Consider the following 25,402-nt stretch of genomic DNA (forward strand, 5'->3'; position numbering starts at 1 on the left):
TCCAGACATTCCATACCCGGGGATAGTCGTCACAAACCGATGCACAGGCGCCCCCATGCGCGGGGACGAGTGTGCTGGCGGCGGGACACGCCTAAGCTGGAGACCTGCCGGATGCCGGCCTGATCCCCGGAGAGATGCATGTCCCGAATCGCCTTCCCCTTCACGCTTCCTCTTGCGCAGCATGCCGGCTGACGCGGTACCGCTGGAGGCGCTCCCCGAGCTGTCCCGGGCGCGCGTGCAGTGGCTGGGCCTCGCGCTGGGCTGCGCAACGGGCGTGGACTTCGTCGCCACGTCGATGCTCGCCACCGGGACGCTCCACATCCGCGCCGGCATCTACGCCACGCCCGACGACTTCCTGTGGTGCCTGACCGCGTATGCCGGTGCGGCCATCGTCGCCAACCTGCTGACGCGGCGCCTCGCCGACGATCTCAGCTACCGCGGCTTCACGCTGCTCGGCCTCGTCATCGCCTTCGTCGGCTGCCTGCTGTGCGCCGCGTCGTCCAACGTCGTGGAGCTGTCCGCGGCACTGGCGGTGCAGGGGCTGGGCGCCGGCGGGCTGTTCTCGGCGTCGCGCGTGTTGATCCAGCTGATTGCCACGCCGGCGGAGCGCCCACGGCTGCTGACGGGCTTCGTGATTGGCACGATTGGCCTGCCGGCGATTGCGCCCTGGCTGACCGCCACGCTGATGCTCGACACCGGCTGGCGCATGATCTTCCTCGTGCAGGCGCTGCTGGCCGCGCTGACGGCCCTGTTCGTGTTCTGCGTCTACCCGCACCGCGCCCGCCCGCCACGCACGCCGGACCTCGACGACGTGGCCGGCATGGACTGGCTCACCGTGCTGCTGGTCGGCGCCGGCGCGCTGGTGCTGGTGCATGGCCTGGCCTCGCTGCGGCTCTATGCCACCGGCGACTCCCTGCGCGTGGCCGCCGCGCCGCTGGCCGGTCTGGTCGTCGTCGTGCTCGCCTTCATCCGGCTGCACCGCGCGCCGAACGCCTGGCTCAGCCCGCGCCGCCTGAACGGCCGCCGCTACTTCACGGGGCTGGCCTATTACTCGATCTTTGCCTGCCTGAGTGGACTCTGGACCTTTACGGTCTCCAACGTGATGCAGCTCGGCCTCGGTTTCACGTTCGAGACCACCGGCATGGTGCTGACCCTGTCGGCGCTCGGCGGGCTGGTGGCCGGCGTCGCCTTCATGCTGATGGGATCGCGCCTGCCCGGCGCGCGGCGCTACCTGGCGCTCGGCTACGGCATGACGGCGGCGGCGGCGTGGCTGTTCGCCACGCGCCTGTCGGACGGGCTGCCCGTCTCCGCCGTCCTGCCAGCGCTGCTGCTGCAAAGCGTGGCGCTGCCGTTCACGCTGATCCTCGTCGCCAAACTCACCTTCATGGAGACCTCGCTCGAGGACTTCCCCCACGCCTACCAGTTCAAGAACATCCTCCGGCAGGTGGCGCTGATGGGCGGCACCGGACTGGCCGGGCAGTGGCTGCAGGCCGGGGAAGCCGTGGCGCGCACGCACCTCATTGGCCGTGTCACGCCCTACGGGCTGCCCGCCCCGCTCGACGCCACCGCGCTGGCCACGCTGTCGCAGTTAATCGACCAGCAGGCCGTGCTGGTGGCGTCGGCGAACATGCTGGCGGTGGTCGCCGTCATCTGCCTGGGCATCGCTGCCGTCGCCATCTGGCAGCGCGCGCTACGCTAGCGGCCTCTGGTTCGATACCACCTGGCCCTGCCCGGTCCGCGTACGCACGTCTACCGTCACGTACATCGACAACCCCACACGCAGCGGATGGGCGGCGAGTTCCGCCCGGTTCAGCGCGATGCGCACCGGCAACCGCTGCGGCGGCTTGATCCATTGGCAGATGGCGCCGTGGGCGGGTTGCGGCGTGAGCGCCGCACCGTTCCTTGCCGAGAATCCGGCCACCGTGCCGTGATAGCGCACCTTCGCGCCATATGCGTCGGCGTACAACGTCACCGGCTGGCCGGCGCGCAGCCGCGCAAGCTGGTGCTTCTTGAACCGCGCATCGACCCACACCGCGTCTGATGGCACGCCCCGCGTGTCCGGGGCAACGATCGCCACCACTGCGCCGGCAGCGCGCGGCGCGGCATCCACGATCTTGCCGGCCACATAAGCGTCATCCGTGGATTCGAAATGGCGCCCCTCGATCCACCAGTGCCCGACTACGGCGGCGAGGCCCGCCATCGCACAGGCAGCGGCGCACGCGGCGGCAAGCGGCCGTCCCGCCGATGAACGCGACTGGATACTCATGACAACTCCTTGAATACGGGAGCAGGACCCCCTCGGAGCGAATTGTTGGCACGCCGGTGCTGCGAGGATGGCGCGTCCGCCGGCTTTTTGTCGATTGGAACGCCGCTAGGGCGGGTGCCTATACCTTCGTGTCACACGCCGCAAACCTGTGGCCGATTGGCGGCATCCGGGCCCGCCCCTACGATGCGAAGACGCCTCCACCTCCCTGACGACCATGCATCCAACCTCCACCCCTCGCGCCGTGATCATCGGCGGCTCTCTCGGCGGCCTGTTCACGGCCCTCTGCCTGCGCGCCATCGGCTGGCACGTGGATGTGTTCGAACGCTCCCCCAGGCGCTGGACAGCCGGGGCGGCGGCCTCGTCCTGCAGCCCGATGTGGCCGACGCACTCGGCTTTGCCGGCGTGCCGTTGCCCGAGGACTTCGGGGTGCCCTCGGGCGGCCGCATCTTCGTCACGCGTGACGGCGACGTGCGCCGCGTCTACATGCCGCAGACGCAGATCGCCTGGAACGGCCTGTACGGTCACATGCGGCAGGCGCTCGGCCCCCGCGCCGTGCATGCGGGCGAGACCTTCCTGGCGCTGCGCCAGCATGGCGCGCGCGTGACCGCCTGCTTCGCGTCGGGCCGCACGGAGACCGCCGACCTGCTCGTGGCGTCGGACGGGCCGCTCTCCACCGTGCGCGCGCAACTGCTGCCCGGCGCCGCACCGGCCTACGCCGGCTACGCGGCCTGGCGCGGCGTGCTGCCCGAGTCGGCCCTGCCAGACGCCACGCGCCAGCTCCTGCACAACAACTTCGCCTTCGAGGAAGGGCACGGCCACCAGTTGCTGACCTACCTGATTCCCGGCGAGAACGGCGAGACCGCCCCGGGGCAGCGCCGGCAGAACTGGGTCTGGTATCGCCCATTACCAAGCGGCCCGGCGCGCGACGCGGCGCTGCGGGACCGCGTGGGGCACCAGCACCTCCATTCGCTCCCGCCGGGCGTCATGCGCGACGGCGAGATCGATGGCCTGCGCCACGCGGCGGTGCGCGACCTCGCGCCGGACCTCGCCGCGCTGGTCACCGGCACGCCCGATCCCTTCCTGCAACTGATCCACGACTACGAGGCGCCACGCATGGTGTTCGGCCGCGTGGTGCTGACCGGCGACGCGGCCTTCGTCGCACGCCCCCATACCGGCGCCGGCGCGGGCAAGGCGGCCGGCAATGCGGTGGCGCTGGGCCGCGCGCTGCACGCCAACCGCGGTGGCATCGACACCGCGCTGTCCCAGTGGGAGCGCACGCAGCTGCCAGCTGGCGCGCAACTCGTGCGCTGGGGCATGGCACTGGGCACCCGCATCATGGGCCGGCACGACGCCGCCTGACCCCCGGCGCGGTCGACGCGGGCGATGGAGGCGCTGCTATCATGCGCATCCATCACAAGACCCGTACGAGAGACATCGATGAACCGCCTGCCTGCCGTGCCGACCTCCCCCCTGCGGGCCGCCTTGCTGGCTGCCTTGCTCGCCCCGCTGCTCGCTGTGTCGATCCCCGGCGCGGCGCTGGCCGAGACGCTGGCCAAGCCTGCGCTGGACCATTTGGTCGCCAGCCAGTCGGCCAAGCCGCCGGCCAGCTTCAACGCCTTCCTGACCGCCGCCGTGAAGACCGAGCCGAAGCTGGCGCCGGCCGTGCGGGCCTACCGGGCGAAGAAGCCGCTCAAGGGCGACGATCTCGTCAACATCGGCCGGCTGCTCGGTGTCTATAACCGGCTCCACAACGAAACCGCCGTGCTGGACAGCATCACCGAGATGGTGGCAATCCGCACCGTGCGCGACGAAAAGGTGCCGCAGCACGAAAACCCCGCCATCATCGCGTTCGGCAAGGTGGTGGAGCGCATGGCCCGGGACTTCGGTCTGACCTATCGCAACGTGGACAACCGCGTGTTCGAGGTGACCCTGCCCGGCACCGGCGCGGACACCTTCGGCATCCTCACGCACGCCGACGTAGTGCCCGTGGTGGCCGACGAATGGGTGCTCGACGATGGCACCAAGCTCGACCCGTTCAAGGTGACCCGCGTGGGCGACTACCTGTACGGGCGCGGCACCATTGACGACAAGGGTTCGATCGCGGCGGCAATGTACGCGATGAAGACCGTGCGCGAGAGCGGCGTGCCGCTGGCCCGCACGATCCGTCTGATGATCGAAACCACCGAGGAAACCGGCGGCGACGGCATGAAGTACTACCAGGCGCACACCACGCTGCCGGCGTACAACATCGTGCTGGACAGCAAGTACCCGGCGGTGGTGGCCGAGAAGGGTTCGGGCGCGCTGACGGTGCGCTTCGCGGACCGGCCGACGGACGGCAAGGCCCCCGCCATCGTGGCAATGGCTGGCGCGGCGTCCGCCAACGCGATTCCGCAGACCGCCACGGCACGCATCACGGGCGGCGATCCGGCCGCCGTGGCTGCCGCGCTGGAGAAGGCGCGCGAGCCGTTCATCGCCCAGCATGCCGCGCAGGGCAAGTTCTCGATCGACGTGACACCGGGCGCCGGCGGCGTGGACGTCAAGGTGACCGGCTCGTCGGCCCATGGCTCCCGGCCCGAAGAAGGCGTGAACCCGGTACCGCGCCTGGCGCTGTTCCTGCAAGGCGCCGGCGTGCCGTTCGCGGACAACCAGTACGCGCGCGCCATCCGCTACCTCGGGGACCTGTACGGCACCGGCTATCTGGGCGAGAAGATGGAAGTGGGTTACCGGGACGATTTCATGGGCCCGCTGACGATGTCGCCCACGCTGATCCGCGAGCGCAACGGCAAGCTTGAAGTCACCGCCAACGTGCGTATGCCGCGCGGCGCCACGCCGGACGAACTGCGCGCCCGGGTGGCGACCAGGATCAACGCCTGGGCCAGCGCCACGCAGACGGCGGTCGAGATCCAGCACGACCAGGGCAACTGGATGGCGCGTGACCCCAAGGGCGCCTGGCTCTCTACCCTGCTGAATATCTACGGCGACACCACTGGGCTCGAAGCCAAGCCGGTGCCCACGGCCGGCAGCACCACGGCCAAGCTGATGCCGAACGCCATCAACTTCGGCCCGGCCATGCCCGGCAAGAAGTACACCGCGCACAACGCCAAGGAGTACAAGGAAGTGGCCGACCTGAACCTGGACATGCAGATGTTCACCGAGATGCTGGTCCGCATCGGCAATCTGGACACCATGCAGTAAGCCGGCGCCGGCATGCGCGGCGGGGGTGCAGCGGCGCCCCCCCCCGCATGCCGGCTTTTACATCTTTACAGCCCCAGGTCGCTCAGGCTCGGGTGGTCATCCGGGCGGCGGCCCAGCGGCCAGTGGAACTTGCGGTCCGCCTCGCGCATCGGGGCATCGTTGATGCAGGCAAAGCGCCGCTGCATCAGACCGTTCTGGTCGAATTCCCAGTTTTCATTGCCATACGACCGGTACCAGTTGCCCGAGTCGTCATGCCATTCGTACGCAAATCGCACCGCGATGCGGTTGCCATCGTGCGCCCACAACTCCTTGATCAGCCGGTAATCGAGCTCCTTCTGCCACTTGCGCGACAAAAAGGCCTCGATCGCGGCACGCCCCGTGACGAACTCCGCCCGGTTGCGCCATTGGCTGTCGACGGTATAGGCCAGCGCCACGCGCGCCGGATCGCGACTGTTCCACCCATCCTCGGCCCCCCGGACCTTCTGGGCGGCGCTCTCGCGGGTAAAGGGCGGAAACGGCGGACGGGATTCGGGTTGGGTCGACATCGAAGCTCCTTGAGTATGGGTTGGCTATCGCCGGAATGATACAGATCTGTCTACTATCGTGGAGTAGACAGATCTGTATGTCAAGGAGATTTTCGGGAGGTGGGCGACCGCGCCCGCCCCCCCCTACCGCTTCGTCGCCACCACCTCCAGGTACTCGCTCGGCACCACCATCGAATCCTTGCCGGCCACGTTCAAGCTGTTGAGCAACGTGGTCAGGTCGGCTTCCAGCGCGCTGGCCTTGTCGGCCGGCAGCGAGGCGAACGCCTTGTGGACCGGGCCGTACCACGTGCGGAACACCTCGATAAAGTGCGCCGCCGAGCGATAGCGGAAGTTGAACTGGCGCGCCGTCACGCGGACATCGACCCCATGCGGTGCGAACAGCGTGCGCAGGTGCTCCTCCACCCCCCATTTGGACGGCGGCGACACCCCCGCCGGCGGCGGCACGTAGGCGCCCAGCGTCTTGAACATCTGGCCGACGAAGCCCTGCGGCGTCCAGTTCGCCAGCCCGATGCGGCCGCCGGGCCGGGTCACGCGCGCCATCTCGGCGGCGCACTTGGGCTGGTCCGGGGCGAACATCACGCCGAAGGTGGAGAGCACGGCGTCGAAGCTCGCGTCGTCGAAGGGCAGCGCCTCGGCGTCGGCCTGCTGGAAGGAGACCTCCAGCCGCTCGGCCTTGGCGCGCTCGGCGCCGCGCTCCAGCAGTGCGCCGACATAGTCGGTGGACGTCACGATGCAGCCACGGCGCGCCGCCGCCAGCGTGGCGTTGCCGTTGCCGGCGGCCACGTCGAGCACGCGCTCGTCGCAGCGCAGGTCACAGGCTTCAGCAAGCTGCTCGCCCACGATCTGGAGCGTGGTGCCGATCACGGCATAGTCGCCGCTGGCCCAGGCCACCTGCTGGCGGCCTTTCAGGGCGGCAAGGTCGGGCGAAGTCGCCGGGGCAGCGGCAGCGTCGGGGGTAGTCGTCATGATGGGAGTCTCCTGATTGTGCGCCCGGCAGGTCCGCCGGCTTACGCGCGGGACCGGTTGAACCCGGCCTCACGCGCGAGCACGATGGCCTGCGAGCGGTTTTCCACCTCGAGCTTCGAGAAGATGCTCGTGATGTGGTTGCGCACGGTTTTCTCGCACAGCCCGAGGTAGGCGGCGATCTGTGCGTTGTCGCGGCCCTGCGCGATCAGCACGACAATGTCGCGCTCGCGCCGGGTCAAGGTGTGGAACGCCGGGTCGTCGACCGGCACCGGCGCGGGCAGGAAGGCGCGTACTTCTTCGAGCCAGCGGTCCCATGCCGGCTCCGTCTCCAGCAGCAGGTGGTTGCCGCTCTCCAATGGCACGAAGCGCGCGTTCGGGATCATGCTGGCGATCAGCCGGCCTTCGTCGAACGGCACGCGCGCGTCGCGCACGGCGTGGAGCACCAGCGTGGGGCAGGTCACCAGCGGCAGCAGTTCCACCACATCGATGTCGTTGAAGATGCGCATGAAGCGCGCCGCGTTGGCCGGCGAGGTGGACACGCGCTCCAGCTCGTTGAACCAGCGGTGCTGCTCCGCCGTGCCGCCCGGGATGAACTGGGTGGTGAAGAACTGGCGGAAGGCCGGGTTCTCCTGCCCCCAGCCCAGTTCGGCCAGCCGCGCCATCAGCTCGGCTTCTTCGCGCATCTCGGCCCCGAGGTTGCGCTTGAGGCGCCCCCGGGCGTAGCCGCCGTGCAGCACGAGGTGGCTCACCCGTTCGGGATGCGCCACCGCGTACGCCACGGCGATCGACGCGCCTTGGGAAATGCCCAGCAAGGGGAAATGATCGACGCCGGTGGCGTCCACGATGGTTTCGAGATCACGCAGCCACGCCTCGAAGGACAGGTCCTCCACGTGGCGATCAGAGAGGCCACAGCCGCGTTCGTCGTAGCGCACGAGCGTGTGGTTCTCTGACAGCGCGCACAGCATGTGGCTCCAGACCGGACTCCCCACGTCGAATTCGAGGTGGCTCATCCAGTTGGCGGCCTTCACGAGCGGCGGTCCGCTGCCCGTGATGGCATACGCCAGTCGCACCCGGTCAAGGCTGGTGCAAAGGCGTATCTGCTGCTTCAGCATCGGCATGGTGGGATCGCGCGCGGGACAGGGTACGGCCGGTGCAGGGCGCCGGGGCGATAGCTCACCACGTCCGCTTGGAACGGGCGATTGACTAATCTTAGTCAACGATCCCCAGCGTGCAGGCAAAACCACGGCCAGCTGGCCCCGCGAAGTGCGGAAAGCCAGACGTGGTGCATACCGTGCCCGGCGCATTATCCGCGGTCAGGCGTTGCGCAGCAGACATCCGCCACCGGCAGCGCCCATCCGGGCCCCATCGGTGAACGGGTCGCGCTGACCCATGCGGGCGCCATCGGTGTAGGGGTCGCGCTGATCCATCCGGGCGCCGTCGGTGTAGGGATCCGGCTTGCTGGTGCGCAGGCCGTCCTGGTACGGATCGAACTTGCCGCCCTTGCAGGCAGACATGCCGGCCTGCGCCGCGGTGGTGGTGAAAGAGGAACGATCGCCGCCCAGCCCGGCATACGCCAGGTTGCACAGGCCGATGGCCAGCGAGGAAGCGGTCAAGAGGGTCTTGGCAAGATTCGTGTACATCGCAAACTCCAACTACAACGTCAGGAAGGCGATCACAGCTCAGGATGAAGGAACGGTGTGGGGATCGCCTGAGCCGCACTGCTCCTTGTTCGAGGGGCCGATTGTGGGCAGCGGGGTGCGGGCGAACATGAGGCGGGTGTCCCGGTTTGCGGGATTCGTCAGGGTCTGTGCGGGGGGATTCCGTGGGACAAGGGTCCCGGGCGCGGGTAATTACCGGGGGGTGGCGGAGGCGCTGGCGCGCTTCCGCGGGGGCTTCAGCGAAATGAAGCGGCGAGAAACGGCAGTTAGAGGGTAAGCCCTAAAGCAGGACAACCGCCCCACTCCAAAACCCTCGAAGCGCGCCAAACCCGGGACACCCGTCTCATGTTGGCGGCGCGTGCCGCTGGAATGATCCGCCTACGTCCTGTCAGGCACCTTCTGCATGGACGCCGTTCATTCCAGAGGAGTTTTGCAATGCAAGCCGTATCCCTGTCAGCCGACACCGCCCGCTACGCCCGCTGTATCGCCGCATCCAAGCGCATCCGCTGGGACATCGACCGTGACGTCATCCGCGACCGCACCTTCGACCTCTCCCACAAGTTCCTGCCCGACGGGCTGTCCCTGGCCGACGAACTACCGTTCCTCAGCGCGGCCGAACGCCGCTTCGTGAGCCAGGTGCAGGGCCGCACCTACGCCAATATGTTCGGGCTGGTGGAGCGCTTCGTCTCGGCCAAGGTGGTGGAGCTGACGCAGGCCCACAGCTTTGGCGATCAGGTCGCGCTGGAGGCGCTGGTGCGCTTCACCGACGAGGAACTGAAGCACCAGGAGCTGTTCCGCCGCATCGAGCAACTGGCCGCGCAGGGCATGCCGGTGGGCTACACCTTCGGGGCGGACGCCAACGCCGTGGCTGCCTTCGTGCTCTCCAAGTGCACCTGGGCGGTGCTGGCGCTGACCTGCCATGTCGAACTGCTGTCACAGGCGCACTATCGCGGCAGCATCGGCACCGCGCCGGACCTGTCCGACCTGTTCAAGGACGTGTTCCTGTACCACTGGCGCGAGGAGTCCCAGCACGCCAACCTCGACGAGCTGGAATGGCTGCGCGAAGACGCCCGCATGTGCCGCACCTCGCGTGATGCCGCCATCGACGACCTGATCGCGCTGGTGGGCGCCGTGGACGAGATCCTGCAGGCCCAGGCCACCGCCGACGCGCACTACGTCATGCGCGTGATCCGTGGCACGCCGGACGCCCCGCGCGCCGCCGAGGTGGAAGCCGTGGTGCTCAAGGCGTACCGCTGGACCTACATCGTCTCGGGCATGCTGGAACCGCGCTTCAGCAAGCTGCTGGGCGGGATGGTCGATGCCGGGCAGATGGCGCGCATCGAGGCCGCCATGGGACCGCTGATGTACGCGATGCCCGCCGCCGGCGTGCCGATTCCGGCGATGGCGGCCTGACGGCGGTTCGATGATGGCGGACGGTGGCGTGGGCGGCCTGAGTACCGCCCGCGCCGCCTAGGCCACCGCCTGCATGGTCTGGCCGGCCTGCATGCCCGCCAGGTAGCGATGGATCTGCGCCACGACCGCAGCGCCCTCGCCTACCGCGGCGGCCACGCGCTTGGTCGAGCCCGAGCGCACATCCCCGATCGCGAACACGCCTGGCACGCTGGTCTCCAGCGTGTAGTCGGCGCGCTCGGTGCAGGACTGGTGGGCTTCATAGCCGGTCAGCACGAAGCCCTTGGGGTCCGTGGTCACGTTGCAGGACCGCAGCCATTCCGTGTTCGGCGCGGCGCCGATAAACAGGAACACGTGGCGCATCGGCCGGGAGATGCAGTCCGGGCCGCAGGAGCGCTCCCTGTAGCGCACCGTGGAGAGCCAGCCCTCGCCCTCCATCGCCGTGATCTGCGCGTGCGTGTGCAGGAAGACGTTCGGCAGGCTCTTCAGGCGGTCGATCAGGTAGCGCGACATGGTGGCCTCGAGCCCCTCGCCGCGCACCAGCATATGCACCTCGGCCGCGTGCGAGGCGAGATACACCGCCGCCTGCCCCGCCGAGTTGCCGCCGCCGACCAGCATCGCGTGCTCGTCCTTGCAGAGCTTGGCCTCCACCGGCGACGCCCAGTAATAGACGCCCCGCCCCTCGTACTGATCCAGCGATTCGATCTCCGCGCGCCGGTACTGGGCGCCGCTGGCAATCACCACGGTGCGCGTGGGCACCATGCGGCCATCGGTCAGCTCGATCCGGATCGGGTTCTCGCCGCAATGGAGCGCGCTCACCTCGAGCGGAATCGCCACGTGGGCCCCAAACTTGAGCGCCTGGACGAAGGCCCGCCCGGCCAGCGCCTGGCCCGAGATGCCAGTGGGAAAGCCCAGGTAGTTCTCGATCCGGGCGCTCGCGCCGGCCTGCCCGCCCGGGGACCGGCAGTCGATCACGGCCACGGACAGCCCCTCGGACGCGGCATAGACCGCCGTCGCCAGCCCTGCGGGGCCGGCGCCGACCACCACCACGTCATAGATATGGTCCGGCGCGAATTCAGGCACCAAACCGAGGCATGAGGCGAGCTGGCCCTCGTCCGGCGCGCGCAGTATGCCGCCGTCGGGGCAAATCACCATCGGGAAATCGCTCGCGGGCGCGTTGCTGACGTCCAGCAGCGCCATGGCATCCGGGTCGGTGTCGATATCGACCACCTTGTGCGGATAGCCGTTGCGGCGCAGGAAGGCTTGCAGCGCCAGCAGCAGCGGCTGGGTGCCCTTGCCGACCAGCACCGGGCCGCCGCCGCGCTCGATCAGGCCCACCCGGCGCAGGATCAGCGCGCGCATGATGCGCTCGCCCAGATCCGCCTCGGCCACCAGCAGCGCGCGCAGCCGTTCGGGCGGCACCACCAGCGCGGTGGAGTCCTCCAGCGCCACGGCATCCACCAGCGCCGGCTTGCCGGAGAGCTGGCCCACCTCGGCCAGGAACTGGCCCGGGCCCTCGTCGTTGATCGGGAAACTGTTGCCCAGCCCGTCGCGCTGGATGATCTGGAGCTTGCCGGTCAGGATCAGATGCATGCCCGGCGCCGGGTCGCCGACGCGGAACAACGTCTGGCCGGCCTTGAACGATTCCACCGCGCCAAAGCGCCGCACGCGCTCGATCTCGGCCGGCGTCAGGGTCGGAAACATCTGGTGCTTGCGGGTTTCCAGCACCGAAAACGGCGCCTCCAGCCCTACCACCGGCTCATGTGCGGCCTGATTGGCGACCTGATCAGCAACCGGGTCCGGACTGGCTTCGGGCTGCGAAGCTCCCTGCGTCATCTCCATGCGACTCCCCTCAATTTCGGTCTAGGTAGGACAGGACTCGACTGCGTACTCGACTGAGATAGTAGCCGGCGTGGCTACGAAACACACATGAAGATTTTAGGAAGCGATGGCCACCGTTGCTTGCCGAATTGCCCGGCGCGCGGCACTTTGCACGGCGGCGTCACCCATGAAAAAACCGACTGGCTTCTAGCGATTTAAATCATGGTGAGAATATTCAGCGCTCGCTACACTGGCCCCGACAACGCCCCCACAGGCTACAGAAGCCAACAAGCAAGGAGACGAGATGTACCGTGATCGCATTCGCCTGGCCGCCCTGCAGGACCGGATCATGTCGGCCGATGCGGCCGCCGCGCTGATCCAGGACGGCATGACGGTCGGCATGAGCGGCTTCACCCGCGCCGGCGACTGCAAGGCCGTGCCCTTCGCCCTGGCCCGCCGCGCCGCCGCCGACCCGCTCCAGATCACGCTGATCACGGGCGCCTCGCTCGGCAACGACATCGACAAGATCCTGGCCGAAAGCAACGTGCTGGCGCGCCGCCTGCCGTTCCAGTCCGACGCCACCCTGCGCCGCAAGATCAAGGACGGCGAGGTCATGTTCATCGACCAGCATCTGGGCGAGACCGTGGAGCAGCTGCGCAGCGGCCAGCTCGCCCCGGTGGACATCGCCGTGATCGAAGCCGCCGCCATCACCGAGACCGGCGGCATCGTGCCGACCACCTCGGTTGGCAATTCGGCGAGTTTCGCGATGATGGCCAAGAAGGTCATCGTCGAGATCAACACCAATATGCCGGCCGCGCTGGAAGGGCTGCACGACATCTACTTCCCGGTGCAGCGCCCGTATCGCCAGCCGATTCCGCTGATTGCCGTCGAGCAGCGCATCGGCCTGCCCTATATCCCCGTCGATCCGTCACGTATTGCGGCCATCGTGCTCACCGCGCGCGACGACAGCCCGTCCAACGCGCTGCCGCCCGACGGCGACACGCGCCTGATCGCCGGCCATCTCAACGCGCTGTTCGAGCGCGAGGTGCGCGCCGGGCGGCTCTCCCCGTCGCTCCAGCCCTTGCAGGCCGGCATCGGCACGATTGCCAACGCGGTGCTGCACGGGCTCGTGGATTCGCCATTTCATGACCTGACGATGTACTCGGAGGTCTTGCAGGACAGCACCATCTCGCTGCTCGACGCCGGCAAGCTGCGCTTTGCCTCGGCGTCGTCGATGACGCTGTCCGGGCCGGTCTATCGCCGCGTGCTGGAGGAGATCGACCGCTACAAGTCGCGGCTGGTGCTGCGGCCGCAGGAGATCAGCAACCATCCCGAGGTGCTGCGCCGGCTGGGGTTGATCACCATCAACACCGCGCTGGAGTGCGATATCTACGGCAACGTCAACTCCACGCACGTGGGCGGCACGCACATGATGAACGGCATCGGCGGCTCGGGGGACTTCGCGCGCAATGCCTACCTGTCGGTCTTCGTGACCAAGTCCGTGGCCAAGGACGGGCGGATTTCCAGCATCGTGCCGATGGTCTCCCACGTGGATAACAGCGAGCACGACGTGGACATCCTCGTCACCGAGCACGGCCTGGCCGACCTGCGCGGGCTGGCGCCACGCGAGCGGGCGCTCCAGGTGATCCGCAATTGCGCCGACCCGGCCTACCGCGACGGCCTGCTCGACTATTTCCGCCGGGCCCAGACGCGCGGCGGCCAGACCCCGCACCTGCTGGAAGAGGCGTTTGCGTGGCATCTGAACTATCGCGAGCACGGCACCATGCTGCCGGCATCCCGGGCGACGGCCCTCGAGCCAATCGAAGCCGCGCCGCTGGCGGCCTGACGTTTCTGCACGACCGGGCGGTTTTTACATCCCGCCCGGCTGCCGGCTGCCTCCTACGGGCCTCCCACGGGCCCTTTTCGGCATGGAACGGCACTTGCACCGTGCCGGAAGGTGGCGCGCTCCCGCCACCGCTGGAGACGCCATGCAAGAACCGGTTCGCCTGATCCTGATGTACGGCCTGATCCCGCTCTGGATCCTCGCGGGGCTGGGCGACTGGTGGTTCCATCGGCGCCAGCGCATCGAGATCAACGCGGGCGTCCGGGAATCGGCCCTGCACAGCCTGATGATGGTCCAGGTGGGCGTCCCGGTCCTGCTGGTGCTGTTCTTCGAGGTGAACGCGCTGCTGTTCGCCATCATGATCGTCGCTGTGGTCGTCCACGCGGTCACCGCCTGGGTCGACGTCCGCTACGCGGTGACCCGGCGCACGGTGCCCCCGAACGAGCAGCACATGCACAGCCTGCTGGAGATGCTGCCGATCACGGCCGTGGTCATGCTGGCCGCCGCCCACTGGGACCAGTTCCTGGCGCTGTTCGGCGCCGGCGCCGAGCCGCCCCGCCTCACCCTGACCCCGAAACGCGATCCCCTGCCGTCGTCCTACCTGATCGGCCTGTTCGCTGCGCTCGGCCTGTTCGTGGTGCTGCCTTATGCGGAGGAACTGCTGCGCTGCCTGCGTGCCCAGGCGGCACGCGCCAAGCCCGTGGCGCAGCACACCTAGCCCCGCTCGATGCCGGCGCCGGATGACCGCACCGGCAATGTGCCCCTCAGCGCATCGATCGAAAAATTCGGCTAAATTGGCTGCCTTGGTCGTGCAAGCGACCTGAGCCACACACAACGTGAACGGGAGCGCCATGCGCGGTCATCACCTCGTAGGATGGGCACGTGTCGGTCGTCATCCCTAGCCGCCCCGCCGCCAGGTGGCGGGAGTTCGTCCGCTTCCTCGGACCGGCCTACCTCGTGGCCGTGGGCTACATGGACCCCGGCAACTGGGCCACCGACCTCGCGGGCGGTTCCGCCTACGGCTACACCCTGCTCTGGGTCGTGGCGATGTCCAGCCTGATGGCGATGCTGCTCCAGGTGCTGGCCAGCCGGCTCGGGCTGGTCACCGGCATGGATCTGGCGCAGGCGTGCCGGCACGGCGCCTCGCGCTGGTCGGCCTGGTCGCAATGGGTCCTGGCCGAACTGGCGATCTGCGCCACCGATCTCGCCGAAGTCATCGGCACGGCCATCGCCCTCAACCTGCTGTTCAACATCCCCCTGCTGGCTGGCGTGGCGCTGACCGTGCTGGACGTGCTGCTGGTGCTGATCCTGCAGCAGCGCGGCTTCCGGCGGCTGGAAGCCTTCGTCATCAGCATGATTACGCTGGTGCTGCTGTGCTTCGTGGCGATGCTGATCATCGCCGAGCCGTCCTGGTCGGAGGTGGGCTGGGGGCTGCTGCCTTCGCCGCGCTCGCTCACCGACGCCAACGCCGTGGTCATCGCCACGGGCATCATCGGCGCCACGGTGATGCCGCACAACCTCTACCTGCACTCGGCGGCGGTCAAGACGCGCACCGTCGAGGACAATGCGCCGGCGCTGCAACGGGCGCTGCGCTACACGGCCATCGACACGCTGGTGGCACTCGCCATCGCCTTCTTTATTAATAGTGCGATCCTGGTCACGGCGGCCGGCGTGTTCCACCGCAGCGGCCATGCGGAGGTGGCCGAGATCCAGGAGGCCTTCCACCTGCTCTCCCCGCTGACCGGCGCCGCCTGGGCCAGTGTGATCTTCGCCGTGGCGCTGCTGGCCTCGGGGCAAAGCTCGGCCGTCACCGCCACGCTGGCCGGGCAGGTGGTCATGGAGGGCTTTATCCGCACGCGGCTGGCGCCGTGGGCGCGGCGGCTGGTCACGCGCGGCGTGGCCATCGTGCCGGCGCTGATCGTGGCGTGGCTGTATGCCGACAAAGGCGTGGCGCAGCTGCTGATCGCCAGCCAGGTGGTGCTGAGCCTGCAACTGCCGTTCGCGGCGATTCCGCTGGTGCGTTTCACCAGCAGCCGCGCCCGCATGGGCGCCTACGCCAACCCGCGCAGCGTGGTGATCCTGGCCTCGCTGACGGTCGGCATCATCATCGCCATGAACGCGGCCATGCTCGTGCTCACCTTGCGGGAATGGCTGGGTTAAAAAATTTTCGGAAAAGCTGTCACAAGCCGGGTTCACGGTACGTCTTACAGGGAAAGGCAAGCGCAAAGGGCGCACGCCAACTCCCTTGAACTACCGTGAGGAACCATCATGAGTGCATCGCGTATTAACTTCTTCCAGCTCGCCCCGGCCAACCTGAAGGCCATGATCGCGCTGTCGGGTTCGGTCAAGCAAAGCTCGCTGGGCCCGCGTCTGGTGGAGATCGTGCAGTTGCGTGTGTCCCAGATCAACCAGTGCGGCGTCTGCGTGGACATGCACTGGCGCGACCTGATCAAGCAGGGCCTGGACCCGCGCCACGTGAACGCCATCGCCGGCTGGCGTGAAGCCCCCGCCTCGTTCTTCAACGCCCGCGAGCACGCCGCGCTGGGCTGGGCCGAGGCCGTCAACGCACTGCCCCACCAGGACCTGACCGACGCCGCCTGGCCGGCCCTGCGCGAGCAGTTCAGCGAGCAGGAAATCGCCGAGCTGTCGTACACCATCGCCGCCATCCGAGGCTGGAACGTGATGAACCTGAGCCTGCGCAACCAGATTCCGGAAACGCCGGCTCCCGGCTTCTGATCGGGCTTTTGCTTCTCTAGCGCGCCAGGTTGGACTGCCGCGAGGCGCCGACAGCGGGATTCCGCTGCTGGCGCCTTTTTCGTATTTGGCGTTCGCGTGCCGCGTGCGGTGTCCGCATCATGCTTCGACCCCATCCCCTGCCAGCCGGCCTCTGCAGTCGCGCTAAATTCCTGGCGGTTAATTGCATAACAAGCGCTCGACACTCCCGCACTAACAGACTCTTTCGCTCCCGCCCGGAAGTGGCCTATGCTGTGGCCACTAACAGATCGAGAATCCGGGGAGGATGGCTCCCCGCGCGCCCAGCCATGGAAAAAACAGCATTCGTCTTTGCCGGTGGAGGCAGCCTCGGTGCCATCGAGGTCGGCATGTTGCGGGAACTGGTGAAGTGGGGCCTGGCGCCCGACATGGTGATCGGCGCCTCGGCCGGCGCCATCAACGGCGCGTATTTCGCCTGCCATCCGCACGAGGAAGGCACGGCCAAGCTGGAGAGCCTCTGGCGCGGCATTCGCCGGGCCGAAGTGCTGCCCTGGTCCTGGCGCAGCATGCTCGGCATGCTGGGCGGGCGGCGCGGGCATCTGGTCGAATCGTTCGGCCTCCAGAAGTTACTTTCGCGCCACTTCGGCGAATCCCGGCTCGAACATGCCAGCCTGCCGCTCTATGTGGTGGCGACGGACATGCATACCGGCGACGAAGTGGTGCTGTCCTCGGGCAATATCGTCGATGCGGTGCTGGCCAGCGCGGCCATTCCGGGCGTGTTTCCGCCGGTGCAGGTGGAAGGCCGCGCGCTGATCGATGGCGGCGTGGCCAACAACACGCCCGTTTCCACGGCCGTGCGGCTGGGCGCCACGCGCATCGTGGTGCTGCCGGCCGGCTTCGCCTGCGCCGAGCGCCGCCCGCCGCGCGGCGCCGTGGAACACGCGCTCAATGCGCTGTCCCTGCTGGTGGCGCGGCAACTCGTGCATGACCTGGAGCGCTGGGCCGACCACGCGCATATCGCCGTGGTGCCGCCGCTTTGTCCGCTCGATGTCTCGCCCTATGACTACACGCGCTGCGGCGAGCTGATCGACCGCGCCGCCGAAGCCACCGTGGCCTGGCTGCGTGCCGATGGCCTGAAGAGCCGCCGCGTGCCCGGCGCGCTGGAGCCGCATAGCCACGATGAGTCGTCGCCCAGCTGCAGCGCCGATCTTTCCCCGCCCCCGGAGGCGGACCACATCCACACGCACGCCGCCCCCAGCCACTCGCACAGCCACCCCGGCCACACGCATGGGTGACGGGGTACTGCCGGGCCGGCGCGACTGGATGCGGCGGGATGCGTCCGCCCAGCGCATGGAGCGGATCGAGGCGTTTATCGGCGGCCATGGCTACGACATGCATCGCCACGACACCTACGCGATTGGCCGCACGCTGACCGGCGTGCAGCGCTTTTCCTATCGGCGCGGCGTCTGCAACAGCCTGCCGGGTGGCACCATCGTCCTGCACCCCGACGAGCCGCACGACGGCCAGGCCGGCACCGAGGCCGGCTTCCAGTACCGGATGATCTATGTCGAGCCCGCGCACGTGCAGCGCGCGCTGGGCGGCCGGCCGTTGCCGTTCATCCCGGGCGGCCGATCGGACGACCCCCGGCTGTTCGCCGCCACCGAGACCCTGCTCCGCGCGATGGACAGCCCGATCGACCCGCTCGAGGAAGACGACGCGCTCTACGACCTGGCCCACGCGCTGGCGGCCGTCGCCGGCGGCACTACGCCGGGGCGCCGGCAGGCGCTCGACTACCGTGCCGCCGAGACGGCCCGGACCTTCCTGCTCGACAACGTGGCGCGCATCGTCACGCTGGACGAACTCGAAGCCGCCACCGGCCGGGACCGCTGGCGCCTGTCGCGCGATTTCCGTGGACTGTTCGGCACCAGCCCGTACCGCTACCTGACCATGCGCCGGCTCGACATGGCCCGCCGGTTGATCGTGGCCGGCCAGACCCTGGCCGACGCCGCCGCGTGGGCCGGCTTCACCGACCAGGCCCATATGACGCGGCACTTCGCGCGCACCTTCGGCATCACGCCGGCGCGCTGGCTGCGCACGCTGGGGCGCACGCCGTAGCTGCACGATCGTACAAGACGGCCCGCCCGCCGGCGGCGCATGCTCGGGCCTTCATCCCATCCGAAGGAGCGCCCCATGTCCCCCACTCCCAATCCCACCCCCTATCGCACCCCCTATCGCGCCATCAACTTCGCCGAGAAGCTCGCCCTGTTTTCGGACCACTGGCAGCCGCGCGTGATTGCCGAGATGAACGACTACCAGTTCAAGATCGTCCGCATCGTGGGGGACTTCGTCTGGCACAGCCACGCCGACACCGACGAGACCTTCATCGTGCTGGACGGCCACCTGCGCATCGACTTCCGCGACGGCCACGTGGACCTGCGCGCCGGCGAGATGTACGTGGTGCCGCGTGGCATCGAGCACAAACCGTTTGCCGATGGCGAGGTGCGCATGCTGCTGATCGAGCCGCGCGGCGTGCGCAATACGGGCGACGACGTGGGCGAGCGCACTGTGCAAAACGACGTCTGGATCTGATGGGTGGAGGTTGGTGGGATGTTGGCCCGGCCCCAACCGTTCCTCGCGACGTGTTGGCCCACAACCCCCTATTTTCCCCGTGAAAGTGGCCCGGCCTGCCCGCCCGGGGCCGAAATGATGGTGGCATGTTCCCTGCGAAAAGGAAGGACGAGCGCGGCGCCGCGATGCTCGTCCCGCAGCACCTTTTCAGCCGGAGCGAAAGCTCCTTTGGAGAACCATCATGAAGATCCCGCCACAGTTGCGCCCCACCGACGCCGCGCCCCTCCACCAGCCTCGTCCTCTTTCGCCTCTCACGCCCCTCGCCCTGCTCTACCGCATGCGTGGCGGCATCCTGCTGCTCCGCGTGCTGGCGCTCTGCGCCCACACGGCGGTGTATGCGCAGCCCGCGCTGGCCCCGGCCCCGGCCGTCACGCCCGAGCAGAAGTTCTCGCCCGGCTATCTCGAAGCGGTGTCCACCGGCTACGAGAACGGCCAGGCGCTGGGCGCTGTCGAAGGCATCGCCCCGGTGCGCGCGACCCGTACCGAGCGGACCGATCCCGCACCGGCAGCACCTTCCACGCCAATGATCCCGGCTGCCGTGCTGGCCCATCCGCCGGGCTCGCTGCGCCGTGTGACGGCCCATTAACCCGTCCCGGTTGCTCCCCTCCTGCTGCCGAGCAGTCTTTACACGCGCCCGCGCAAGGCTTGCATGGGCGTGAAGCGCACCCGCAGCACCCTAAATCCCGCAAGGCCAGCCCTGACAAGGGCCAGCCGGCGCGGTACGAATCTTGCCCCTCTTCTGGATTGCCAGTAATGGCACACCCGCAACTTCAGGAGATCAGCAATGGGCGACCACAACACCGAGCGTTATCGCCGGGGCCAGACCTGGCGGGCCTTTGAAAATGTCCGCGACGACGACGCTTACGATCCATGGCGCGACGATGCATGGAGCGACAACCGGGGGCTGCGTGCGCGCGATCAGGACTGGCAGCCCGAGTCCGCCAGCGATGAATGGGACGATGCCCGCCGGCGCCAGCGCCTGACCCCGGGACAAACCAGCGACGGCGCCCCGCCCCGCAGCGGCTATGCCGGCGCCTACCGGGACAGCGGCCAATGGCAGGGCAGCAACCTGCGCTACGGGCTCAACGGCGGCTACGCCAGCAGCGACTCGCCGGAAGACGACGCCCAGCGCCGCCAGCAGGCGTACCGCAGCCGCCGCCAGGCCAGCGAGTTTGGCGACTATGGGGACTTCGAGGACTACGGCGGCCCGCAAGGCAATCGCGGCAACCGAGGCTACCAAGGCAATCAGGAAGCACGCGGCTACGGCGGCGAGCGCGGATGGGAACAGGGTCGGGGTCAACGCGACTATCAGCAAGGGCAGCAAGGTCAGCGCGGCCAGCAGGGCTTCGGCAGCGCCGACCAGCAATGGCTGCGCCGCGCCCAGCAGCGCGAACCCTGGCAGGCCGGCGGGTCCGGGCATGACGCCTACTTCAACGACCTGCGCAGCGACACCCGCTACTGGACCGAGCCACGCGACGAGTGGGGAGAATCCCGCCCCTCGGGTGGGTCTGACCGCTACGCCGGCCGCCAGCCCTACGCCCAGTCCTACGGGCGCGACTACCCTGGCACCAGCGCCGGCACCAGCGGCTACGACGAGGAACTCGGCTACCGCTCGCCACGGCGCTGGTCGGACGATGACGATGACCGCGATCAAGGCGAGGAGCACGGCGCGCTCTACAATCTCGGCCACCGGATCGGCGAAGCCGTCAGCAACTTCTTCGGCCACGACGACGATGACATCGACAAGCGCAACGTCCCGCGCGGCTACACCCGCACCGACGAGCGCATTCGCGACCAGATCTGCGAACGGCTGACCTTTACCAGCGGCGTGGATGTGGGCGAAGTCAGCGTCGACGTGGACAAGGGCAAGGTCACGCTATCCGGCACCGTCCATCAGCGGAGCCAGAAATATGCCATCGAGGACATCGCCGATAACACGTTCGGCGTTACCGAAGTCGAAAACAACATCCGCGTCGAGAAGCGCGAAGCGCCCGCCGGCGGCACCAGCGCCGGCTCCAACGGCTGGTGAGTCCATCCCCACCGGCCGGAGCCACCCATGGTGACGCGCCCGGCCGGCCAGCCCCAACCCCAACCGCAGCCCCAGCCACGCTCCTACGCCGGCTGGCTGTGGCTGGCTGCGCTGCTGGCAGCGGGCGCGCTGGGCTGGCCCTACGTCAAACCCTATATAGATAGTGCGCTGTACGCGGTGCGGCTGGCATCGATGCCGGCCCCCACCGCGCTGGCGATGCCGGTGCAGGGCGTGGCCCAGCGCGGGCTGCGGGACACCTGGCACGGGGCGCGCTCCGGCGGGCGCAAGCACGAAGGCATCGACATCTTTGCCGCACGCGGCACGCCGGTGCTGGCCGCCACGGAGGGCATCGTCTCGCGCGTGGGCACCAACAGCCTGGGCGGCAAGGTGGTCTGGGTGCTCGGGCCGGGTCGTCAGATGCACTACTACGCGCATCTGGATGACTATGCCGATGTGAGCATCGGCGACCGCGTGGCGCCGGGCGCAGTGCTCGGCTACGTCGGCACCACCGGCAACGCGCGCGGCACACCGCCGCACCTGCATTTCGGCGTCTACACCGGGACCGGGGCGATCAACCCCTATCCGTTGCTGCGCGCCCCGCCCGTGCCAACTTCCCCGCCATCCTCCTGATCAAGCCGCCAGCCGGAACACGCTGACGCTCTGCTCCATGCGCAGCGCCTGTTCCTGCAGCGCCTCGGCGGCGGCGGCGGCTTCCTCGACCAGCGCGGCGTTCTGCTGCGTGACCTGATCCATCTGCGTCACCGCCTGATTCACCTGCGTGATGCCGCCGCTCTGCTCGTGGGAGGCGCGGCTGATCTCGTCCATCATCGTCGTCACGCGCTGCACGGCCGTGACGATGCGCCCCATGGTCGCGGCGGCCTCCCCGGCCAGCGCCGTGCCCGCCGTCACCCGGCTGGTCGACTGCGAGATCAGCGCGCGGATTTCCTTCGCCGAATGGCCGGCGCGCTGGGCCAGCGTGCGCACCTCGCTGGCCACCACGGCGAAGCCCCGGCCCAGTTCCCCCGCGCGCGCCGCCTCCACGGCCGCGTTCAGCGCCAGGATATTGGTCTGGAAGGCGATGCTGTCGATCACGGCGATGATCTCGACAATCCGCTTCGAATCCGCCTCGATCTCGCCCATGGTCTCGCGCACGCGCGACACCGACTCCCCGCCCGCCACCGCAATCGCCGACGCCTCCGCCGCCAGCGCGCTGGCCTCATTGGCGTTGCCCGCGTTCTGCTGGACGATGGCGGTCAGCTCCTCCATGCTCGCGGCGGTCTGCTCCAGCGACGACGCCTGCTCCTCCGTGCGCTGCGACAGATCGGCATTGCCCTGCGCGATCTGCCCCGCCGCCACCAGCACGTTCTGCGCGCCGTCCTTGGTCTCGCCGATGATGCCGCGCCACGTCTCCACCATCGACATCAGGTGCCGTTTGACGTCGCTCAACTCGTCCCGGCCATGGGCGTCGATGCGCACGGTGAGGTCGCCGGCGTTGATGCGCGCCACCAGCGTCGCCACGTCCTGCACATCGGTGCGCATGCCCTGGCTGAAGCCGGCAAACAGGTAGAGCGCGCCGCCCACCGTGACCAGCGCGATGACGACCAGCAGCACCAGCTGGCGCTGCTCGGCGGCCACGCGCTGGGCCAGCATCTCGCCCGTCAGCGCGGCGAACTCCTGATTGAGCGCCGACACCGCCTCGATCGCCGCCGTGCCTTCGGAAAAATACGACTTCGCATCGATCGTGATGCCGCTGGAACCCAGCATGCTCACCTTGAGCGTGCGGTAGAAGTTGTCCATCGCGGCCAGCTTGGCGGTGGCGGCTTCCATGCGGTCCTTGAAGGCCGGCGCGCCGCGCTCGGCACGGGCGATGTCGCGCCGCACGGCTTCCAGGCCGTCCTGGATCTGCTCGGCCAGCGCGGCGAGATCGGCCTGCTGGGCTGCATCGGAATAGCCGCCCTGCGCGATGATGCCCGCGCCCCGGCCACGCGCCAGCGCGCTCAGCTCGGCCAGCTTCGGCATCGGGCCGACCATCAGGTTGATCAGGTAATAGGAGCCGGCGTCCGGGTCGAGCGCCAGCGAAGAGCGGTCCGCCACATCGCCAATAAACAGCCGCGTCTGCTTGACCAGCGCGGTATGGCGCTCGAACAGCGGCGCGGCGGGGGTTTCCAGACCGAGCTTGCGGATCTGCGCCCAGGCTTCGTCGAGCTTGGCCGCATCCTGCGTGACGTTGAACGATGTCACGCGCGCCACCTCGGCGCGCAGTGCGCTGAGATGCCCATCGGCCTTGCCGTTGGCGGCATCGAAGGTCGGCCGGAAGGTGGCGTTGCCGAGCAGCAGCCCATTGGCGGCGCCCCGGCGCACCTGCGTCTCGCGCATGAAGTCGAGCGCGCGGCCGACCAGCGTCAGGCCGCGCTGTTCATCCTGCGTGGCACGGATCGACTGTACCGACTGATTCAGCACCGCAACCAGCGCGCCGCAGAGCGGAATCAGGAACAGGATGGTCAGCAGCACCAGCTTGCGCGTGATCGTGAGACGCGCCATCAGATGCTTTGCAGGGGTGAGGAAAGCGGTCACGGGGCTCCTTGATGTCGAGGACTGATTTCACGCTGTATCGGTCCCGATTCGAAGGAATAAAGCCACTTTCCCCGCTATTTTTCGCACCGCACAAACACGGTGCCGCCGCCGCACGCGCACGGTGCGCAAAGCACGGCGGCGGGGCGAAAATCAGGCCGTGGCGCCGCCGTCGAGGCCGATCACCTGACCCGTGATGTAGCGGCCCGCCGGCGAGGCGAGCAGCACGGCCAGACCGGCTACGTCACTCGCCTCAGCGATGCGCCGCATCGGGATGGCACCGCTCAGGGCCTTCTCGCGCTCGGGATCCCCCCACAGCGCGTCGCGCGAAAAATCGGTGCGCACCGGGCCCGGGTTGATGCTGTTCACGTTGATGTTGTGCGGCGCCAGCGTCAGCGCGAAGTTGCGCATCACGGCGTCGATGGCGCCCTTGGAGACGCTGTACAGCGGCAGGAAGGCCGAACCGCGGCGGCCGGCGATGCTCGACATGAAGACGATCGAGCCATCGCGGCGTTCGATCATCTGCGGTGCGAGTGCGTTGACCAGCACAAAATTGCCGCGCACGTTGCCGGCCATCACGTCATCGAACTCTTTCTCGCCCTGCTCCAGCATCGAGCCGACCACGCCGCTGGCGGCGGCGTTGAGCAGGAGGGCATCCACGCGGCCGAAGGTGGACAGCACCTTGTCGGCAAAGGCGCGCACGCTGACGAGGTCGGCGATATCGCAGGGGATGCCGGTGGCGTCGATGCCTTCGGCCTTCAAGGTGGCCGCCACGCGCTCGGACACCGCGCCATCGCGGCCCGAGACCACCACGCGGGCGCCTTGCTGGCCCAGCGCGCGGGCCATCTCGAGCCCCATGCCTTTGGTGGAGCCGGTAATCACCGCGACGCGGCCGGACAGGTCGAACAGTTTGGACATAGCAGGAATCTCCTTGGATCGATGGGACGACATGACAACAACGATGCCAGCCACTTATCTTAAATGATGATCAGCATCTATTGAATAAAGTATGGACGTCATCTAAACTGCGGTCAAGGCAAGTTTCAGTCAGATTTCCAGAGGGAGGCGTCAGATGGCGCGCGCATCACGAGCAGTGGCCAGCCAGCACAAGGTGGCCATCGAGGAAGCATCGGCAAAGTTGTTCCGGGAACGCGGGCCGCACGCAGTCAGTGTGGCAGAAATCATGGCGAATGCCGGGCTGACCCACGGCGGCTTCTACGGCCATTTCGCGTCGAAGGACGACCTCGTGGCCGTGGCCTGCCGGCGCGCGTTCGAAGAAGGCGACCAGCGCTGGGACCGGCGCATCGCCAGCGCGGACGGCGACCGCCAGGCCGCCCGGCGCGCGCTGGTGGCGGCCTACCTCACCCCCGTGCACCGCGACCACGCCGCCGAGGGCTGCGCCGCCGCCGCGCTGGCCGCCGATGTGGCGCGCGAGGATGCCGACAAACCCGTGCGCCCCGTGTACCGCGAAGGGCTCTCGGCGCTGATCGACAAATGGCGCTCGACTGCCCCGGCCGACCTGCCCGAAGCCGACGCCCGCCAGCAGGCGCTGGTGGAGGTGTCGGCCATGGCCGGCGCGCTGATGCTGGCCCGTGCCACGACCGGCGACCCGCTCTCCGAGGCAATCCTCGATGCCACGCGTGCGTGGCTGCTGGGCGCGGATGTTGACGAACCGGCCGCCGAGCCTGCCCCCGAACCCGCTGCCGGCTGAGGCCGGCGCGGACACCTTTTCTCCACACATCCGACCCACCCAAACCA

Annotated in this window: 22 protein-coding genes and 1 pseudogene; 15 read left to right on the forward strand and 8 right to left on the reverse strand. The window is 68.5% G+C overall.

The features are described from left to right. Nucleotides 1–181 precede the first annotated feature (181 nt). A complete protein-coding gene (locus AC1EJR_RS04935) occupies nt 182–1,699 on the forward strand; it encodes an MFS transporter (RefSeq protein ID WP_441592765.1) in 1,518 nt (505 codons plus the stop codon). Here the strand turns inward: AC1EJR_RS04935 and AC1EJR_RS04940 are convergent. Then, nucleotides 1,691–2,266, reverse strand: a complete 576-nt coding sequence (locus AC1EJR_RS04940; RefSeq protein WP_477113044.1) for a hypothetical protein — start codon at nt 2,264–2,266, stop codon at nt 1,691–1,693. The two genes, AC1EJR_RS04935 and AC1EJR_RS04940, sit on opposite strands and share 9 nt — an antisense overlap. A gap of 214 nt (nt 2,267–2,480) precedes the next feature. Here AC1EJR_RS04940 and AC1EJR_RS04945 point away from each other — a divergent pair. Continuing rightward, nucleotides 2,481–3,625: pseudogene (locus AC1EJR_RS04945) on the forward strand (FAD binding domain-containing protein). Nucleotides 3,626–3,703: 78 nt separating this feature from the next. Continuing rightward, nucleotides 3,704–5,461 carry a dipeptidase gene (locus AC1EJR_RS04950; RefSeq protein ID WP_477113045.1) on the forward strand — a complete coding sequence of 586 codons (1,758 nt, stop codon included), beginning with the start codon at nt 3,704–3,706 and terminating at the stop codon, nt 5,459–5,461. A gap of 65 nt (nt 5,462–5,526) precedes the next feature. Here the strand turns inward: AC1EJR_RS04950 and AC1EJR_RS04955 are convergent, their stop codons facing one another. The 4 genes from AC1EJR_RS04955 to AC1EJR_RS04970 form a co-directional block, all read right to left on the reverse strand. After that, nucleotides 5,527–6,006, reverse strand: a complete 480-nt coding sequence (locus tag AC1EJR_RS04955) for a nuclear transport factor 2 family protein (RefSeq protein ID WP_092294806.1) — start codon at nt 6,004–6,006, stop codon at nt 5,527–5,529. Between the two features lie 123 nt (nt 6,007–6,129). Beyond that, a complete protein-coding gene (locus AC1EJR_RS04960; protein WP_092294803.1) occupies nt 6,130–6,972 on the reverse strand; it encodes a class I SAM-dependent methyltransferase in 843 nt (280 codons plus the stop codon). A 41-nt stretch (nt 6,973–7,013) separates the two neighbouring features. Further along, a complete protein-coding gene (locus AC1EJR_RS04965) occupies nt 7,014–8,090 on the reverse strand; it encodes an alpha/beta fold hydrolase (RefSeq protein WP_092294801.1) in 1,077 nt (358 codons plus the stop codon). Nucleotides 8,091–8,285: 195 nt separating this feature from the next. Then, the gene (locus AC1EJR_RS04970) at nt 8,286–8,612 is read right to left on the reverse strand and encodes a hypothetical protein (protein WP_092294799.1); all 327 of its coding nucleotides are present in this window, start codon (nt 8,610–8,612) and stop codon (nt 8,286–8,288) included. Nucleotides 8,613–9,065: 453 nt separating this feature from the next. Between AC1EJR_RS04970 and AC1EJR_RS04975 the strand changes: the two genes are divergently transcribed. Next, a complete protein-coding gene (locus AC1EJR_RS04975) occupies nt 9,066–10,043 on the forward strand; it encodes a hypothetical protein (protein WP_454757940.1) in 978 nt (325 codons plus the stop codon). A gap of 57 nt (nt 10,044–10,100) precedes the next feature. Here the strand turns inward: AC1EJR_RS04975 and AC1EJR_RS04980 are convergent, their stop codons facing one another. Beyond that, a complete protein-coding gene (locus AC1EJR_RS04980) occupies nt 10,101–11,882 on the reverse strand; it encodes an FAD-dependent oxidoreductase (protein ID WP_092294795.1) in 1,782 nt (593 codons plus the stop codon). A 283-nt stretch (nt 11,883–12,165) separates the two neighbouring features. On the opposite strand from AC1EJR_RS04980, the gene AC1EJR_RS04985 reads away from it, so the two are divergent. The 10 genes from AC1EJR_RS04985 (at nt 12,166) to AC1EJR_RS05030 (ending at nt 21,703) form a co-directional block, all read left to right on the forward strand. Further along, on the forward strand, nt 12,166–13,707 hold the full coding sequence (locus tag AC1EJR_RS04985; protein WP_477113046.1) for an acetyl-CoA hydrolase/transferase family protein: 1,542 nt from the start codon (nt 12,166–12,168) through the stop codon (nt 13,705–13,707). A 142-nt stretch (nt 13,708–13,849) separates the two neighbouring features. Next, nucleotides 13,850–14,422 carry a diguanylate cyclase gene (locus AC1EJR_RS04990; RefSeq protein ID WP_441592772.1) on the forward strand — a complete coding sequence of 191 codons (573 nt, stop codon included), beginning with the start codon at nt 13,850–13,852 and terminating at the stop codon, nt 14,420–14,422. Nucleotides 14,423–14,586: 164 nt separating this feature from the next. Further along, nucleotides 14,587–15,864 carry an Nramp family divalent metal transporter gene (locus AC1EJR_RS04995; protein ID WP_454757943.1) on the forward strand — a complete coding sequence of 426 codons (1,278 nt, stop codon included), beginning with the start codon at nt 14,587–14,589 and terminating at the stop codon, nt 15,862–15,864. A 108-nt stretch (nt 15,865–15,972) separates the two neighbouring features. Next, nucleotides 15,973–16,440, forward strand: coding sequence for a carboxymuconolactone decarboxylase family protein (locus tag AC1EJR_RS05000; protein WP_477113047.1), 468 nt, complete (start codon nt 15,973–15,975; stop codon nt 16,438–16,440). 305 nt (nt 16,441–16,745) lie between these two features. Then, nucleotides 16,746–17,711 carry a patatin-like phospholipase family protein gene (locus AC1EJR_RS05005; RefSeq protein ID WP_092294785.1) on the forward strand — a complete coding sequence of 322 codons (966 nt, stop codon included), beginning with the start codon at nt 16,746–16,748 and terminating at the stop codon, nt 17,709–17,711. Beyond that, nucleotides 17,704–18,531: an AraC family transcriptional regulator gene (locus AC1EJR_RS05010; protein ID WP_092294783.1), complete on the forward strand. Its 828-nt coding sequence runs from the start codon at nt 17,704–17,706 to the stop codon at nt 18,529–18,531. The genes AC1EJR_RS05005 and AC1EJR_RS05010 overlap by 8 nt, the downstream gene beginning before the upstream one ends. A gap of 75 nt (nt 18,532–18,606) precedes the next feature. Next, complete coding sequence (locus tag AC1EJR_RS05015; RefSeq protein ID WP_477113048.1) at nt 18,607–19,005, forward strand: cupin domain-containing protein; 399 nt, start codon at nt 18,607–18,609, stop codon at nt 19,003–19,005. A 220-nt stretch (nt 19,006–19,225) separates the two neighbouring features. Beyond that, on the forward strand, nt 19,226–19,630 hold the full coding sequence (locus AC1EJR_RS05020; protein WP_441592774.1) for a hypothetical protein: 405 nt from the start codon (nt 19,226–19,228) through the stop codon (nt 19,628–19,630). A gap of 198 nt (nt 19,631–19,828) precedes the next feature. After that, nucleotides 19,829–21,073 carry a BON domain-containing protein gene (locus tag AC1EJR_RS05025; protein WP_477113049.1) on the forward strand — a complete coding sequence of 415 codons (1,245 nt, stop codon included), beginning with the start codon at nt 19,829–19,831 and terminating at the stop codon, nt 21,071–21,073. Between the two features lie 27 nt (nt 21,074–21,100). Then, nucleotides 21,101–21,703, forward strand: a complete 603-nt coding sequence (locus tag AC1EJR_RS05030) for a M23 family metallopeptidase (RefSeq protein ID WP_477113050.1) — start codon at nt 21,101–21,103, stop codon at nt 21,701–21,703. On the opposite strand, the gene AC1EJR_RS05035 is transcribed toward AC1EJR_RS05030, so the two are convergent. Beyond that, nucleotides 21,704–23,614: a methyl-accepting chemotaxis protein gene (locus tag AC1EJR_RS05035; RefSeq protein ID WP_477113051.1), complete on the reverse strand. Its 1,911-nt coding sequence runs from the start codon at nt 23,612–23,614 to the stop codon at nt 21,704–21,706. It abuts the gene before it with no gap. Between the two features lie 183 nt (nt 23,615–23,797). Next, nucleotides 23,798–24,562: an SDR family NAD(P)-dependent oxidoreductase gene (locus tag AC1EJR_RS05040; protein WP_092294773.1), complete on the reverse strand. Its 765-nt coding sequence runs from the start codon at nt 24,560–24,562 to the stop codon at nt 23,798–23,800. A 154-nt stretch (nt 24,563–24,716) separates the two neighbouring features. Between AC1EJR_RS05040 and AC1EJR_RS05045 the strand changes: the two genes are divergently transcribed. Continuing rightward, nucleotides 24,717–25,355, forward strand: coding sequence for a TetR/AcrR family transcriptional regulator (locus AC1EJR_RS05045; RefSeq protein ID WP_092294771.1), 639 nt, complete (start codon nt 24,717–24,719; stop codon nt 25,353–25,355). Nucleotides 25,356–25,402 lie beyond the last annotated feature (47 nt).

This window comes from Cupriavidus sp. 05T42 (assembly GCF_056396345.1).